13 protein-coding genes and 1 pseudogene are annotated in these 14209 nt (G+C 67.9%); 6 read left to right on the top strand and 8 right to left on the bottom strand.

Annotation, left to right across the window (positions count from 1 at the left end; genetic code table 11):
• Positions 1–7: 7 nt before the first annotated feature.
• The 3 genes and pseudogenes from ACSJJU_RS13990 to ACSJJU_RS13980 all read left to right on the top strand — a co-directional run.
• Positions 8–421 (top strand): annotated as a pseudogene (locus ACSJJU_RS13990) (DUF5615 family PIN-like protein); the annotation flags it as partial.
• 144 nt (positions 422–565) lie between these two features.
• Positions 566–1429: an SDR family oxidoreductase gene (locus ACSJJU_RS13985; protein ID WP_435916238.1), complete on the top strand. Its 864-nt coding sequence runs from the start codon at positions 566–568 to the stop codon at positions 1427–1429.
• Between the two features lie 137 nt (positions 1430–1566).
• The gene (locus tag ACSJJU_RS13980) at positions 1567–2346 is read left to right on the top strand and encodes an enoyl-CoA hydratase/isomerase family protein (protein WP_435916210.1); all 780 of its coding nucleotides are present in this window, start codon (positions 1567–1569) and stop codon (positions 2344–2346) included.
• A gap of 171 nt (positions 2347–2517) precedes the next feature.
• On the opposite strand, the gene lpdA is transcribed toward ACSJJU_RS13980, so the two are convergent.
• The gene (gene lpdA / locus ACSJJU_RS13975; RefSeq protein ID WP_435916209.1) at positions 2518–3918 is read right to left on the bottom strand and encodes a dihydrolipoyl dehydrogenase; all 1401 of its coding nucleotides are present in this window, start codon (positions 3916–3918) and stop codon (positions 2518–2520) included.
• Between the two features lie 57 nt (positions 3919–3975).
• Positions 3976–5433 (bottom strand): FAD-binding protein, encoded by a 1458-nt coding sequence (locus tag ACSJJU_RS13970; protein WP_435916208.1) that lies wholly within the window; start codon positions 5431–5433, stop codon positions 3976–3978.
• Positions 5434–5679: 246 nt separating this feature from the next.
• Here ACSJJU_RS13970 and ACSJJU_RS13965 point away from each other — a divergent pair, with 246 nt between their 5' ends.
• Complete coding sequence (locus tag ACSJJU_RS13965) at positions 5680–6858, top strand: aromatic ring-hydroxylating oxygenase subunit alpha (RefSeq protein WP_435916207.1); 1179 nt, start codon at positions 5680–5682, stop codon at positions 6856–6858.
• Positions 6859–6874: 16 nt separating this feature from the next.
• On the top strand, positions 6875–7411 hold the full coding sequence (locus ACSJJU_RS13960; protein WP_435916206.1) for a VOC family protein: 537 nt from the start codon (positions 6875–6877) through the stop codon (positions 7409–7411).
• Positions 7412–7540: 129 nt separating this feature from the next.
• On the opposite strand, the gene ACSJJU_RS13955 is transcribed toward ACSJJU_RS13960, so the two are convergent.
• Genes ACSJJU_RS13955 through ACSJJU_RS13945 form a run of 3 tightly spaced genes read right to left on the bottom strand, consistent with a single transcriptional unit; the run spans position 7541 to position 9969 of the window.
• Positions 7541–8380 (bottom strand): ThuA domain-containing protein, encoded by an 840-nt coding sequence (locus ACSJJU_RS13955; RefSeq protein WP_435916205.1) that lies wholly within the window; start codon positions 8378–8380, stop codon positions 7541–7543.
• Positions 8381–8404: 24 nt separating this feature from the next.
• A complete protein-coding gene (locus ACSJJU_RS13950) occupies positions 8405–9163 on the bottom strand; it encodes an SDR family NAD(P)-dependent oxidoreductase (protein ID WP_435916204.1) in 759 nt (252 codons plus the stop codon).
• A gap of 23 nt (positions 9164–9186) precedes the next feature.
• The gene (locus ACSJJU_RS13945; RefSeq protein WP_435916203.1) at positions 9187–9969 is read right to left on the bottom strand and encodes an SDR family oxidoreductase; all 783 of its coding nucleotides are present in this window, start codon (positions 9967–9969) and stop codon (positions 9187–9189) included.
• Positions 9970–10216: 247 nt separating this feature from the next.
• Here ACSJJU_RS13945 and ACSJJU_RS13940 point away from each other — a divergent pair, with 247 nt between their 5' ends.
• Positions 10217–10627, top strand: coding sequence for a nuclear transport factor 2 family protein (locus ACSJJU_RS13940; RefSeq protein ID WP_435916202.1), 411 nt, complete (start codon positions 10217–10219; stop codon positions 10625–10627).
• Between the two features lie 126 nt (positions 10628–10753).
• On the opposite strand, the gene ACSJJU_RS13935 is transcribed toward ACSJJU_RS13940, so the two are convergent.
• Genes ACSJJU_RS13935 through ACSJJU_RS13925 form a run of 3 tightly spaced genes read right to left on the bottom strand, consistent with a single transcriptional unit; the run spans position 10754 to position 14195 of the window.
• Positions 10754–12190 (bottom strand): 2-oxo acid dehydrogenase subunit E2, encoded by a 1437-nt coding sequence (locus ACSJJU_RS13935; protein ID WP_435916201.1) that lies wholly within the window; start codon positions 12188–12190, stop codon positions 10754–10756.
• 11 nt (positions 12191–12201) lie between these two features.
• The gene (locus ACSJJU_RS13930) at positions 12202–13209 is read right to left on the bottom strand and encodes an alpha-ketoacid dehydrogenase subunit beta (protein ID WP_435916200.1); all 1008 of its coding nucleotides are present in this window, start codon (positions 13207–13209) and stop codon (positions 12202–12204) included.
• A gap of 14 nt (positions 13210–13223) precedes the next feature.
• A complete protein-coding gene (locus ACSJJU_RS13925) occupies positions 13224–14195 on the bottom strand; it encodes a thiamine pyrophosphate-dependent dehydrogenase E1 component subunit alpha (protein WP_435916199.1) in 972 nt (323 codons plus the stop codon).
• Positions 14196–14209: the final 14 nt, after the last annotated feature.

Raw genomic sequence — 14209 nt, 5'->3', positions numbered from 1 at the left:
CCGCCCCATGCGCCTGCTGTGCGACGAGATGCTGGCGGGCCTCGCCCGCTGGCTGCGCGCGGCCGGGCACGATACGGAACTGGCCGCCCCCGGCACGCCGGACCGGAGTCTCATCGCGCTGGCGCGGGCGGACGGACGCCTGCTGCTCACGCGGGACCGGAGCCTCGCCGCCCGCTGCCCTGACCGGGCGGTGCTTCTGCCCGAGCCGCTCGATGCCGAAGCGGAGCTGCTGGCGCGAACGCTGGGGCTGGACTGGAAACTCGCGCCCTTCACCCGCTGCCTCAGGGACAACAGCCCCCTCGCCCCCGCCAGGCCGAAGGAGCTGGCCGGGCTGCCGGGCGCTACGGCGGCGCTGCCGGGGCCGTTCCGGGTCTGCCCCGCCTGTGGGCGGCGCTACTGGCCCGGAAGCCATGTGCGGCGCATGGCGGCGCGGCTGGAGCACTGGGCGGGGTTTGCGACCTCCCCGCAGGGAACTCCGCCCGGCTCCAGCGGTTGGCTCCAGGCGGAGGCACCGGGCGCTGTCCGAACCGGACTCGGGGCGGCGACGCAGGAAGGAGGGACCGGCATGGACAAGCGCGACGAGACCAGACCGCCATTTCCCGACCAGCAGCAGGACGCCCCCGGCTCGACGCAGGCGATGACGCCGAAGCCCGATCACGGCGAGGACAGCTATCAGGGCTCGGGCCGCCTCAGGGACAAGAAGGCGATCATCACCGGCGGCGACAGCGGCATCGGCCGGGCCGTCGCCATCGCCTTCGCCCGCGAGGGGGCGGACGTGCTGCTCTCCTACCTCAGCGAGGACGAGGACGCGCAGGAGACCGCCCGCTGGGTGGAGAAAGCAGGCCGCACGGCGGTGCTGGTGCCGGGCGACATTCAGGACCCCGCCCACTGCCGGGCGATCATCGAGCGGGCGGTGCAGGAATTCGGGCGGATCGACGTGCTGGTCAACAACGCCGCCTGGCAGATGACCTTCGAGGCGCTGGACGACATCTCCGACGAGGACTGGGAGGCCACCTTCCGCACCAACATCCACGCCATGTTCTACCTCACCAAGGCGGCGGTGCCGCACATGAAGTCGGGGGCCGCGATCATCAACACCACCTCGATCAACGCCGACAAGCCCAACGAGACGCTGCTGCCCTACGCCACCACGAAGGGAGCCATCCAGAACTTCACCGGCGGGCTGGCGCAACTGCTGGCGGACAAGGGCATCCGCGCCAACTGCGTCGCGCCCGGGCCGGTATGGACTCCGCTGATCCCCGCCACCATGCCGCCGGAGAAAGTGAAGGAATTCGGCAAGAGCTACCCCATCGGCCGCCCCGCCCAGCCGAAGGAGCTGGCCCCGGTCTACGTGATGCTGGCCAGCGACGAGGCCAGCTACGTCTCCGGGGCAACGGTGGCGGTGACCGGCGGCAAGCCGTTCATCTGAGCGCTGCCCCCCGTGAGCCTCTTTTCAGGCGCGGATTTCCGCCGCGCGCGACCTCCTCATAAGTGCAGGTGGCCGACCGGTGCCGGTCATGGCAAGCCATGACCATGGAAGCCCTGAACAGACAGAGCGAGATCGGGATGACCCCAGTGAAATTCGAGCGGGAGGGCGCGGTTGCGCGTCTTGTCCTCTCCCGGCCGGACGCGGGCAACGGCATCGACGTGGCCCTGGCGCGCACGCTGCTGGAGCATGCCATTGCCTGCGACGAGGATGACAGCATCCGCGCCGTGGTGCTGACCGGCGAAGGCCGCATGTTCTGCGTGGGCGGCGACATCACCGCCTTCGGCGCGGCCGGCGACAACGCCCCGGCGCTGATCAAGGAGATCACCGCCTACCTGCACGCCGCCATCGCGCGGCTCTCGCACATGAACAAGCCGCTCCTCACCGCCATCAACGGCCCGGCGGCGGGCGCGGGGCTGAGCCTTGCTGTCCTCGGCGACATCGCCATCGCCCGGGCAAGCGCCCACTTCACCGTGGCCTATACGGCGGTCGGCCTGTCGCCGGACGGCGGCGCCAGCTGGCTGCTGCCGCGCCTCATCGGCCTGCGCCGCGCCCAGGAACTGGCGCTGCTCAATCGCCGTGTCGGCGCCGAGGAAGCGGCCCAGATCGGCCTCATCACCCGCGCGGTGGCGGACGACGCCTTCGAGGAGGAGGTGGCGAGCCTCGCGCGCCAGCTGGCGGTCTCCGCCACCGGCGCGATCGGCCGCACCCGCAACCTGCTGCTCTCCAGCCTCCACACGCCGCTCGAGGCGCACATGGACGCGGAAGCGCGCAGCATCGCGGAGGGCGCGCGCAGCGAGCACGGCCGGCGCGCCATCGCCGCGTTCCTCGCCAAGCAGAAACCCGATTTCAGCAACTGACCTCTTCCCTGGCCGACCGGGGGCCGCGGGCTCCCGGTCGGCAGAACCGCAGACGGCCCCATGGCGGGGCATCTCCGTCCCTACAAACTTGACGCCCAGCGCGCGGGAAGCGCACTGGGCGTCTTTTTTTGCCAGGGAGGAACCGGCAAAATCCGGGTCAGTCAATCCGGGTCAGTAGTGCAGTGCCCGGCCAAAGGCGTCGAGCACGCTCTCGTGCATCATCTCCGACAGCGTCGGGTGCGGGAAGACGGTGTGCATCAGGTCTTCCTCGGTGGTCTCCAGCTGGCGGGCGATCACATAGCCCTGAATGAGCTCGGTCACTTCCGCGCCCACCATGTGCGCGCCGAGCAGCTCGCCGGTATCCGCATCGAACACGGTCTTGACGAACCCTTCCGGTTCGCCGAGCGCGATCGCCTTGCCGTTGCCGATGAAGGGGAACTTGCCCACCTTCACCTTGTGGCCGGCTTCCTTCGCCTTTTCCTCGGTGAGACCGACGCTCGCCACCTGCGGGCGGGAATAGGTGCAGCCCGGAATGTTGGACTTGTCCATGGGGTGCGCGCCCTTGAAGCCGGCAATGGCCTCGGCCGCGACCACGCCCTCGTGGCTCGCCTTGTGCGCCAGCCACGGCGCGCCGGCAACGTCGCCGATGGCCCACAGGCCGGCCACGTTGGTGCGGCCGTAGGGGTCGGTGTCGATGTGCCCGCGGGTCATCTTGACCCCCAGCGCCTCAAGGCCGAGGTTCTCCGTGTTGGGCACGATGCCGATGGCGACGATCACCCGGTCGAAGGTCTCGGTGACGGTGTTGCCGTCCGCGCCCTTGATGGTGGCCTTCACCTCGTCGCTGCCGGGCTCCAGCGCCTCGACCGACGCCCTGGTGCGGATGGTGAGCCCCTGCTTGGTGAGCTGCTTCTCGACGAAGGCGGAGATTTCCGCGTCCTCGACGGGCAGGATGCGGTCCAGCATCTCGACCACCGTGACCTTGGCCCCCATGTCCGAATAGAAGCTGGCAAACTCGATGCCGATGGCGCCCGAGCCGATGACCAGCAGCTTCTTCGGCATGACCTCGGGGGTCATGGCGTGGCGGTAGGTCCAGATCAGCTTGCCGTCCGCCTTCGCCGCCGGGTGCTCGCGCGCCCGCGCACCGGTGGCGATGATGACGTTCTTTGCGGACAGCTCGGTCGTCTGCCCGTCCTTCGTCACCACGACGCGGGTGGCGGCGGCAAGACGGCCCTCGCCCTCCACCACCGTCACCTTGTTCTTCTTCATCAGGCCCTTGACGCCGCTGTTGAGCTGGTTCGCCACCTTGCGCGAACGCTCGACCACCGCCTTCAGGTCGAAGGCGGGCGTCCCGGCCGAAAGGCCGAAGGCCTCGGCGTGGGTCATGTAGTGGTAGATCTCCGACGTGCGCAGCAGCGCTTTCGTCGGGATGCAACCCCAGTTGAGGCAGATGCCGCCGAGCCGCTCACGCTCGACGATCGCGACCTTCTGGCCCAGCTGCGCCGCCCGGATGGCCGCCACATAGCCGCCCGGACCCGAGCCCAGAACAATCAGATCATAGGTATTGGCTGTCATTTACGATTTCCTGCCTGCAACGGGTTCAGAACACACAACATCACTCAAGGCATCGCCTCAACGGCACCCCGCCGCATGGCGGCCCGCCACCCGGCCGAACCACGAGCCCGGCCCGAGGCTGAGGCCGCTGGCATAGCCCTTGCCGGTCTGCGGAATGTGCGCGGCGCACGCGCCTGCCGCATAGAGCCCCGGCACCGGGTTGCCGCGCGGGTCAAGCACCTGCGCGTGCGCGTTGGTCTTGAGGCCGCCCAGCGCGATGAAAAGGTAGATCGACTTGTTGAAGGAGACGTCAAAGGCCGCGTAGGGCCCCTTGTCGAGCGGCTTCAGCCACTCCGGGTCCTTGAACAGGAAGGGATCGCGCCCCTCGGCCGCGTAATGGTTGTAGTCGGCCAGCGTCTTCTGGAGCGAGCCCTCGGGCAGCTCCAGGCCCGCTTCCATCTCCTCCACCGTCTCCCAGCCGTCGATGAGGCGGTGCTGGTGGGTCTCGATCTCGGGGTAGGCGAAGATCTCGGAGTCGACGATGAGATAGGCGGTCTGGTCCGGCTGCTCCATGATGAAGGCCGCCGTGCGGCCGTGGTAGCTGTCCTCCGCGACGAAGCGCTCGCCGCGCTTGTTGACGAGGATGCCCTTGATGAGCTGGGCCGGGGGATAGATGGAGGCCGTCGCGATCACGCCGTCCATCGCCTGGGTCGCCGCGCCCACCGACAGGCCCAGCTTGATCCCCGAGCCGTCATTGGAGGGAATGCCGAGCGGCTCGGAAGTCTCCGACAGCAGCGGGAGATACTTCGAGGTCATTTCCTTGTTCAGGTTGAAGCTGCCGGTGGTCAGGATCACGCCGCGGGCGGCGCGCACGAACAGCTCCCGGCCCGGCTGGCGGATGCGCGCGCCGACGACCCGGCCCTCGTCGTTCCGGATCAGCGCGGTCACGCCGCTGTCGTAGATGGCCGGCACGCCCTCGGCATTGCAGGTGCGCAGCAGGGCCTCCATGGCCTTCGCCCCGGCGTTCTCGCCCACGCCGGCCACCTTGTGGCCGCGCGGGGCCGGACGGGCGATCTGCTTGTAGGGCCACAGCTTCTCGTTGCCGGTGCTGAACAGGCACTCGGTGGTGTTGAGGAACACCGCCTTGCCCTTGAAGCTGGTGCGCTCGAAGGGCACGCCCTGCGCCTCCAGCCAGTCGAAGTGGGCGACGCTGTTCTCGCAGAAGGAGCGGACGATCGACGCATCGGGCGCGCCGCTGCTCGCCATCAGGAACTTGTACATCTCCTCGGGATCGTCGTCGTAGCCGCAGGCCTTCTGCACGGCCGTTCCGCCGCCGAGATAGAAAATGCCCGACGACATGGCGCTGGCGCCGCCGCCGCCGCTGGCCCGCTCCACCACCAGCACGCGCGCGCCCGCGCGATGCGCTTCCAGCGCGGCGCACGCCCCCGCCACGCCATAGCCGACGACGAGAACGTCCACGCTATTGTCCCAGCCCGGAACGTCCGTTTCCCTGACCGCCTCGACTTCCTGACCCAATCTTGCCTCCCCCGGCTGACCTTCGTCGCAAACAACCGTCGCAAACAACTGCATGCGAAGGGCCTGTCCGCCCGTCTGTTTCGCGCGACAGGCCGGGGAAAAGCATGTCCGCCGGAGGGCGGTCCCCCTACTGGCAAATCTGTCAGGTCCGTAGGGCCTACCTCTCCTATTGGTGAGGCTCGCGCCCCCCCTCGTTTTGTATAATTGACGCTCTAAAAGAGAAGATGTGTGCCGGGGAGGACAGACATGGATTTCAGCGCAAGCTGCAACAGAACCGTCGAACACCTGCTCGACTACGTGGCCAACGGCAAGACCGACCAGGCCGCCGAGACGATGACCGTGCCGGTGGAGGCCTATCTGGATCCCGACCAGTGGCAGCGGGAAATGGACCTGATCTTCAAGCGGTTGCCGATCTTTGCGGGCCTGTCCCACGAGCTGCCGAACCCGCGTGATTTCAAGACGATCGAGATCCTCGGCAAGCCGCTGATCATCAGCCGCCAGACCGACGGCAGCCTGCGGGCCATGTACAACGTGTGCACCCACCGCGGCATGCTGCTGACGACCGAGGCGCAGGGCAATTGCAGCCGCTTCTCCTGCCCCTACCACGGCTGGACCTTCGGCAACGACGGCCGCCTCATCGGCGTGGCCGAGGGCCAGAAGTTCGGGCCGGTGGACAAGGAGTCCCACGGCCTCACCCAGCTGCCGGTCTGGGAGCGCGCCGGGTTCATCTTCGTGGTGCTGACGCCGGGGCTGGAGGTGAATTTCGAGGAGTTCTTCGGCGGCATGGCCGATGAGCTGGACCAGTTCAACTTCCCCAACTGGTATTACTGCGGCCAGCGGGTGATCCAGGGCGCCAACTGGAAGGTGGCCTACGACGGCTACCTGGAAGGCTATCATTTCGCCGCCGCCCACCCGGAGACCATCAACCAGCGCACCTACTCCAACGTGATGCACTTCGAGGCCTACGGCCCGCACCTGCGCATCGGCTTCCCGCAGCGCGGCATCGACGAGAAGCTGCGCAACGTGCCGCCCGAGGAGTGGTGGAAGCACGAGAACGACGGCTACGACTTCGTGCGGACGCTGTTCCCCAACGTGTCGATTTTCGTTGCGCCCGAGTTCACCCAGATCGCCCAGCTGCTGCCCGGGCCGACCCCGAACCGCAACACCACCATCCTCTACTATGTGCGCTCGTCGCCCCCGGCCGACGACGTGGACAAGCAGAAGCTGATCGAGACCGTCGACTGGCTGCGCGACGTGGTGGACGAGGAGGATTACCAGCTCGGCCTCAAGGTGCAGCGCGGGCTCGAATCCGGCGGCATCAAGGAGGTCGTCTTCGGCCGGAACGAGCGCGGCAACCAGTATTTCCACAAGTGGGTGAACTACTATCTGGCCAACGATCCCAGCGCCCCCAAGCCGGTGCTGTAAGGTGGAGAAAACAAGTATGGCAAAAGGACCGATTTCTGCCCTCGGCGAGGTGATGCAGCTGGCGTATGTGCCCGCCGATTTCGACGCGGCGCTGCGCTACTGGACCGAGACGATGGGCGTCGGCCCCTTCTTCCTGTTCGACCACATGACCATGGAGGACTTCAAGTACAAGGGTCAGCCCACCGACGCGGTGTTCTCCGTGGCCATTGCCTACTGGAACGATATCCAGATCGAACTCATCCAGCAGCACAACGACAGCCCGTCGATCTACAAGCAGTGGCGCGATGCCGGGCTCGACGGCCTGCACCACACCTGCATCGTGGTGCCGGACCTGAAGAAGGCGCGGGCGGTCTGCCTTGAGGCGGGCGCGACCATTCTCCAGGAAGGCCGCGCGCCGGGCGTCGAGGCGCTGTACGTGGACACGGGCGGCGGGCCGGGTTCGATCCTGGAGCTGATCGAGATCGCGGAGGAAACCCGGGGCGCGTTCGACACCATCCGCAACGCCGCGCGCGACTGGGACGGCACCAACCCGCTGCGCCCGATCGGCGGCTGAGCCAAAACAACGCCCCCGCGACCGGCACCGGCAGCGGGGGCAAAAAAATCACAGGACGCACACACCAAAAAAGACCCCGGCCGATCGGCCGGGGTCTTCCTGTTTCCCCCCTGTTGTGAAGCGGCCTTCTCAGCCGGTCGGCCGGCGGTTGGCCTCGACGGTCTGGCGGATCGCCTCGAGGGTTTCCGCCTCGGTCATCGGCCGCTCCGGCCGCGCCTCCTTGGCCCAGGCAATGCCCCGGCGCAGGAGGGTGTAGAACACCGGCAGGTTCCACGCGCAGCGGTCCACCGTCGGCCAGTAGTCCAGCAGCGGCTGCATGTCGTAATGGCCGCGGCAGTGGCCGAGGGTCAGGTAGAGCACCTCGCCCTTGCCCACCGGATGCAGGTAGAACACCGGGTGCTTGCCGTGCTCCCAGGTGTGGTTGACGAAGCCGGGCGCCTCGCCGCCGAACTCGGTCTCGAGCAGCACGTGGAGATGCCCGTAGGTCTCCATGAGATACAGCTCGTCCGTGGTCTCGAACGGCTCCACCCCCTCCACCAGCGGGTGGGTGGGATCGGCCACCGTCACGGTGTACGGCTCGATCGGCGGGTGGGCGACGAACATGGAGCCCAGCGTCTCGCTGAACAGCGGGGCCCAGCGCGGCGTGTCGAACTCGCCGTTCGAGACCATGCGGATCAGCGAGTTGGTGCCATGCAGGGCATACCAGCGCCCGCCCCGCTCCAGCCAGGCGCGAATGGCCTCCTGCGCCGCCACGCTCGGCACCACGTCGCAGGTGTAGCTGACGAGGAAATCCGCCGCCTCGATGGCCGCGATGTTCTCGTAGTCCTCGAACACCCGCACGCGGATGCGATCGTCCTCCGCCAGCAGCTTGAGCAGCTCAAGCCGGGCGAAGTCGATGTCGTGCCATTTGCCCGAGGCGACGAGGACGCAATTGATGCGCCCCCGCTCGGGGGTGGTGCCATCGCTCATGCCGTTGCCTCCCCGTGCCCGCGATCAGAACTGGACGCGCTTGGTGTAGCCGCCGTCCACCACCAGGTTGACGCCGGTGATCCAGCTCGCCGCCGGGCTCGCCAGGAACGTGACGGCGCGGGCCACCTCTTCCGGCGCGCCCAGGCGGCCGCTCGGCTGCTGGGCCACATGGGCCGCGTAGAGATCGGGCATCTGCTGCTCGATGTGGTCCCACGCGCCGCCCGCGAACTTGATCGGGCCCGGCGAGACCACGTTGACTCGGATGCCCTTCTTCATGAACTCCTGGCTCAGCTGCTTGGCATAGGTGATGAGACCCGCCTTCAGCGCATTGTAGGCCATGGGCGCCATGAAGGTCTCGACCGCCGCCGTGGTGCCGAGGAACACCACCGCGCCCGCCTCCGACTTCTCGAGCCAGGGCGTGGAGGTCTCGACGCCGCGCACCGCGCCCATCACGTCCGCCTCGAAGCACTTGTACCAGCTCGCCTCGCCTTCCATGCCGCCGCCGGCCGAGACGTTGTGGACGAACACGTCAATGCCGCCCAGCTGCTCCGCCATGGAGGAAATCCAGGCGCGATAGCTCTCGGCGTTCGCCACGTCGACAGCCGCGCCCACCACCTTGCCGCGGCCGCTCAGCTCGCCGAGCGCGGTCTTCACCTCGTCGGCGCTGCGGGCGCCGATGGCGACCGACGCGCCTTCCGCCAGCATGGTCTCGACGATGCGGCGGCCGATGCCGCGCGTCGAACCCGTGACCAGTACCTTCTTGCCAGCCAGACCCAGATCCATGTCAATTCCTCCTGAAACTGTGCTCAGACGCCCGAGAAGCCGGCAATCGAACCACCGTCGATGACCATTTCCGCGCCCGTGATGAATGAAGATTGATCAGACGCCAGGAACAGCACCAGCGCCGCGATCTCCTCCGGCCGGCCGAGACGGCCCAGCGGAGAGACGCTTTCCAGAAAGGCGCGCGCCGCCGCCGCGTCGGCCTGCTCCTCGATGGCGCGCTTGATCGTCGCCGTCTCGGTGATGCCGGGGTGAATGCTGTTGCAGCGGATGTTGTACTTCTTGCGCGCGCAGTGAATGGCAATGGACTTTGCCAGCGACCGCACCGCCCCCTTGGTGGCGGTGTAGGCCGCGTCATCCGGCAGACCCACCATGCCGGTCACCGACGAATTGATGATGATCGAGCCGCCCGGACCGCCCGGATTTTTCTTCATCGCGGCAATCGCATGCTGGCAGGTGAGCATGGTGCCGGTAACGTTCACCTCGAAAATGCGGTTCCAGGCTTCCAGCGGCACCGTCTCGATATCGCTGTCGCCGTGGTTGATGCCCGCGTTGGCGAACGCCATGTCGAGGCGGCCGAACTGGCGGTCGATCTCCGCCATCACCGCGCTCCAGCCCGCCGCATCGGAGGCATCATGGCGCACGAACACCGCGCCGGTCTCGGCGCAGATGCGATCGGCCGCCGTCTGGTTCGAGCCGGTGAACAGCACCTTGCCGCCCGCCGCCGCGAAGGCGCGCACCACCGCCTCGCCGATGCCGGACGTGCCTCCCGTGACCAGACCGACCTTGCCGTTCATTGAACCCGTCATTGATACTCCCCCTGATACAGTATTTCGCATGGCGGGCCTTGTCGCCTCGTCCACACCGCCCGGCCCCGCTGCCACGGATCATCCCAGCGGGAACCCGGAATGGCAAGTCGCAGGGCCTGCACAAGAACCGGTTCACTATGGGGGCGGGGCGCGACGTGCGCACACTAGCCAAACCGATAGGTCCATTGCGGCGCGGAACACAGGAAGCTTCCAGGGCTTCAGAGCATAGACAAGGGGAGGAAAGCCGATGAGCGACGAGCACGCCCGCAACGAACGCAATATCGCCCTGACCCGGGCGATGTACGAGGCCACCGGCAGCGGCAACTGGGAGGCCGCCGCCGACATGCTGACCGACGACTTCGAGGCCCGGGAGGCGGACTGCCTGCCCTACGGCGGCACCTATCGCGGCCGCAATGCCCTCAAGGAGCTCTACACCAAGGTGATGGGCATGCTGCCGGTCAAGGGCCTCGACATCCATGCCATCACCGCGGGCGAGAACCGCGTGATGGTGCTGCTCAGCCTTGTGCTGGAAAGCGGCGAGGCCATTCCCCTTGTGGAGACCATGCGGTTCCGCGAGGACGGCAAGTGCTGCGAGATCGTGCCCTACTACTTCAACCCGGAACAGGTGCAGCGGGCCGCGGCGCAGCGCGCCGCCTGAGCTGAGCCGGCCGGAATCGAAAAGGCGGCCTGGCCTCCCCCCACGGGACAGCCAGACCGCCTTTTCCATTTTCGATTGATCGAACGATCCTCCGGGCCGGCCCCTGACCGGCCCGGATATCGCGTCTCAGCGCTCCAGCAGCTGCTCCGGCGCTTCGATGATCTCGCGCAGGGTCGCCAGGAACCGCGCGCCGTCCGCGCCGTCGATGGCGCGATGGTCGCAGGACAGGGACAGGCTGATCATCGGCACCATCCGCAGCGCGCCGTTTTCCTCGATCGGCTGCGGGCGCACCGCACCCACCGCGAGAATGGCGCCCTGCGGCGGGTTGATGATTGCGTCGAACTGGTCGATGCCGAACATGCCGAGGTTGGAGAGCGAAAAGCTGCCGCCCTCGAACTCGTGCGCCTGAAGCCGGCCCGCCTGGGCCCGGTCGATCAGCGCGCGGGTCTCGGCGGCGATCTCCGGGATGGACTTGAGGTCCGCCGCGCGGACGACCGGGGTGAGCAGACCCTTGGGGGTCGCCACCGCGATCGAGATGTCCGCGTTGGGGAAGCGGTGGATCTCGTCGCCGTGCACCTGGATGTTGACCTCCGGCACCCGGGTGAGCGCCAGCGCGCAGGCCTTGACCAGATAGTCGTTGATGCTCGCCTTGGCGCCGAGCGCCAGGTTGGCGATGCGCCGCACCTCGACCAGCCGGTCGGCGCGGGCCTGCACCCGCACATAGAAGTGCGGCACGTTCTGCTTGGACTCGGTGAGCCGGCGCGCGATGGTCTTGCGCATGGGGGTCATGCGGATGACCTGCACCTCGCCCGACGGCACGGCGCGGCGTCCGCCGGCCGCCTCGACCGCCGCCAGCACATCGCACTTGCGGATGCGCCCGCGCGGGCCGCTGCCCTGAAGGCTCCGCAGGTCCACCCCGTGCATGACCGCCAGACGCTTGGCCATGGGCGAGGCGAACACATCCTCGTAATCGGCCGTGGTCGGCGCGATCGAGACCGGCGCGCCGCCGCCGACGGCGCGGGGCGGCCGCGCGGCGATTTCCACGTCCTGCGCGGTGATGCGGCCGTTGCGGCCCGAGCCCTTGATCCTGGTAACATCCACCTGAAGCTCGGCGGCGCGCAGACGCGCCTGCGGGCTGATGGCCAGATCCTCCGGAATATGCACGGCCTTCGGGGCCGGTGCCGCAGCCGGAGCCGCCGCGGGCGCGGCAGGTGCCGCAGCCGGCTTTGCTTCCGCCTTCTGACCGCTGGCCGCCGCCATGCGGGTGTCCGCCGGCTTGAAGCTCGCGATGAACGCGTCCACCTCGCTGTCGGGCACGTCAGCGGGCGCCATGACCGCCAGCAGCTCGCCGACCGCATAGGTGCCGCCCGCAGGCGCCAGAATGCGGCGGATCACGCCGTCCTGCTCGGCCTCGATCTCGTTGGTGATCTTGTCGGTTTCCACCAGCGCCAGCACCTGGCCCTTGGTGAAGGACTCGCCCTCCTTGACCATCCACTCGGCCAAATGGCCTTCCGACATTTCGATGCCCCATTTGGGCATCGTGAAGGCTTGGACTTTGCTCACGCCGTCCCTCCTCAGTAGGCCAGGGTCTTGCGGACAGCCGCCTCGATCTTCTCCGGCGACGGCAGGTAGGCGCGCTCCAGCTCCCGCGCAAACGGAATTGGCGTATGCGGCGGCGTGACCATCTCGATGGGCGCCTTCAGGCTGGAGAAGGCCTTGTTGGCCACCAGCGCGGCGATGTCCGTCGCCAGCGAGCAGCGCGGCGGGCTTTCCTCCACGATCACCAGACGGCCGGTCGCCTCGACGGAGTCGAGAATGGCGTCCTCATCCAGCGGGCTGGTGGTGCGCAGGTCGATCACGTCGCAGGAAATGCCGTCCTGCGCCAGCGCATCGGCGGCCCGCTCGGAGAAGCCGACCATCTGGCCGCAGGTGACGATGGTCACGTCCTGGCCCTCGCGGGTCACGCGCGCGTGGCCGAACGGGATCAGGTAGTCCTCATCCGGCACCTCGCCCTTCACCGTGTAGAGCGCCTTGTGCTCGAAGAACATCACCGGGTCGCGGCCGCGCAGCGCCGACAGCAGCAGGCCCTTGGCGTCCGCCGGGGTGGCCGGCATCACCACCTTGAGGCCCGGAATGGAGGTGAGCATGGAATAGACCGCCTGGCTGTGCTGGGCGGCCGCGTTCATGCCCGCGCCGTAGACAAGGCGCACCACCGCCGGGCAGTCGGTCTTGCCGCCGAACATGTAGCGGAACTTGGCCATCTGGTTCCACAGCTGGTCAAGGCAGACGCCGACGAAGTCCGCGAACATCAGCTCGGCGACCGGGCGTTTGCCCGCCAGCGCCGCACCCGCCGCCGCGCCGACAATGGCGCTCTCGCTGATCGGCGTGTCGATCACCCGATCCGGGCCGAACCGCTCATAGAAGCCGGTCGAGGTGCTCCAGATGCCGCCAATGGCCTCGGGACCGCCCGGGGTGCCGTTGCCGCCCACCAGATCCTCCCCGAGCATGATCACGTCGGGGTTGCGCTCCATTTCGCTGTACAGCGTGCGCGAGATCGCCTCGCGAATGGTCATCACAGTCATGAGCCTTCCCCCCCTCAGTACTCGGCATACACGTTGGTGAGCACATCCTCAGGCCGAGGCGGCTCCGCCGCACGCGCTTCCCGCACAGCCTCGTCGATCAGCTGGACCACTTCCGCGTCCACCTGGTCGAGCGCCGCCCCGTCGATCAGGCCGGCCGGGATCACCTTGTTGCGGAAGGCGACGAGGCAGTCGCGCTCGGCGCGGATCCGCTCCAGCTCGCCCGGGCCGCGATAGCGCTGCGGGTCGCCCTCGAAGTGGCCGAAGAAGCGCTCGGTGTCGAACTCGATGGCCGCCGGGCCGTTGCCGGCGCGCACATATTCCAGCAGCTCGCGCATGGCCTCGTAGCTGTCGAAGAAGTCGCAGCCGTTGGCCCGCCACACCCGCATGCCGAAGGCCTCGGCGCGGCTGGCGATGTCGCGCTGCGTGCCGACGGAATAATCCACGCCGGTGTGCTCGGAGTAGTGGTTGTTCTCGAACACGAAGATGGCCGGGACCTTGAGCACGACCGCCATGTTCATGGCCTCGAACGTGGTGCCCTGGTTGCAGGCGCCGTCGCCCGAGAAGGCCACGGCCACGCGGCCCTTGCCGTCCAGCTTGGTGGCAATGGCCGCGCCCACCGCCTGCGGCGCGCCCGCGCCGACGATGCCGTTGGCGCCCAGCATGCCCTTGGTGGTGTCGGCGATGTGCATGGAGCCGCCCTTGCCGCCGCCGAGACCGTCGCGGCGGCCGTAGATCTCCTTCATCATCGCCTTCACGTCGCAGCCCTTGGCGATGCAGTGGCCATGGCCGCGGTGGGTGGAGACGATGAAGTCCTCATCGGTCAGGTGCTCGCACACGCCGACCGCGACCGCTTCCTGACCCGCATAAAGATGGGTGAAGCCGGCGATCTCACCCGTGGTGATTTCCACATGCAGGCGCTCTTCGAATTCGCGTATCGTCTTCATCTGACGATAGGCGCGTAGCAATTGCTCACGGCTCAGCTGCATTGCTGCTCCCCCCA

It is taken from the genome of Pedomonas sp. V897 (genome assembly GCF_051304405.1).
Lineage (GTDB): Bacteria > Pseudomonadota > Alphaproteobacteria > Sphingomonadales > Sphingomonadaceae > Pedomonas.
Note: the sequence above shows the minus strand (reverse complement) of the source record. Positions and strands in the feature narration are given on the sequence as shown.

Excerpts from the sequence above, each read along its gene's own strand:
- ACSJJU_RS13985 (WP_435916238.1), top strand. The coding sequence starts at position 566 with ATGGACAAGCGCGACGAGACCAGACCGCCATTTCCCGACCAGCAGCAG.
- ACSJJU_RS13980 (WP_435916210.1), top strand. The coding sequence starts at position 1,567 with ATGACCCCAGTGAAATTCGAGCGGGAGGGCGCGGTTGCGCGTCTTGTC.
- lpdA (WP_435916209.1), bottom strand. The coding sequence starts at position 3,918 with ATGACAGCCAATACCTATGATCTGATTGTTCTGGGCTCGGGTCCGGGC.
- ACSJJU_RS13965 (WP_435916207.1), top strand. The coding sequence starts at position 5,680 with ATGGATTTCAGCGCAAGCTGCAACAGAACCGTCGAACACCTGCTCGAC.
- ACSJJU_RS13960 (WP_435916206.1), top strand. The coding sequence starts at position 6,875 with ATGGCAAAAGGACCGATTTCTGCCCTCGGCGAGGTGATGCAGCTGGCG.
- ACSJJU_RS13955 (WP_435916205.1), bottom strand. The coding sequence starts at position 8,380 with ATGAGCGATGGCACCACCCCCGAGCGGGGGCGCATCAATTGCGTCCTC.
- ACSJJU_RS13950 (WP_435916204.1), bottom strand. The coding sequence starts at position 9,163 with ATGGATCTGGGTCTGGCTGGCAAGAAGGTACTGGTCACGGGTTCGACG.
- ACSJJU_RS13945 (WP_435916203.1), bottom strand. The coding sequence starts at position 9,969 with ATGACGGGTTCAATGAACGGCAAGGTCGGTCTGGTCACGGGAGGCACG.
- ACSJJU_RS13940 (WP_435916202.1), top strand. The coding sequence starts at position 10,217 with ATGAGCGACGAGCACGCCCGCAACGAACGCAATATCGCCCTGACCCGG.
- ACSJJU_RS13930 (WP_435916200.1), bottom strand. The coding sequence starts at position 13,209 with ATGACTGTGATGACCATTCGCGAGGCGATCTCGCGCACGCTGTACAGC.
- ACSJJU_RS13925 (WP_435916199.1), bottom strand. The coding sequence starts at position 14,195 with ATGCAGCTGAGCCGTGAGCAATTGCTACGCGCCTATCGTCAGATGAAG.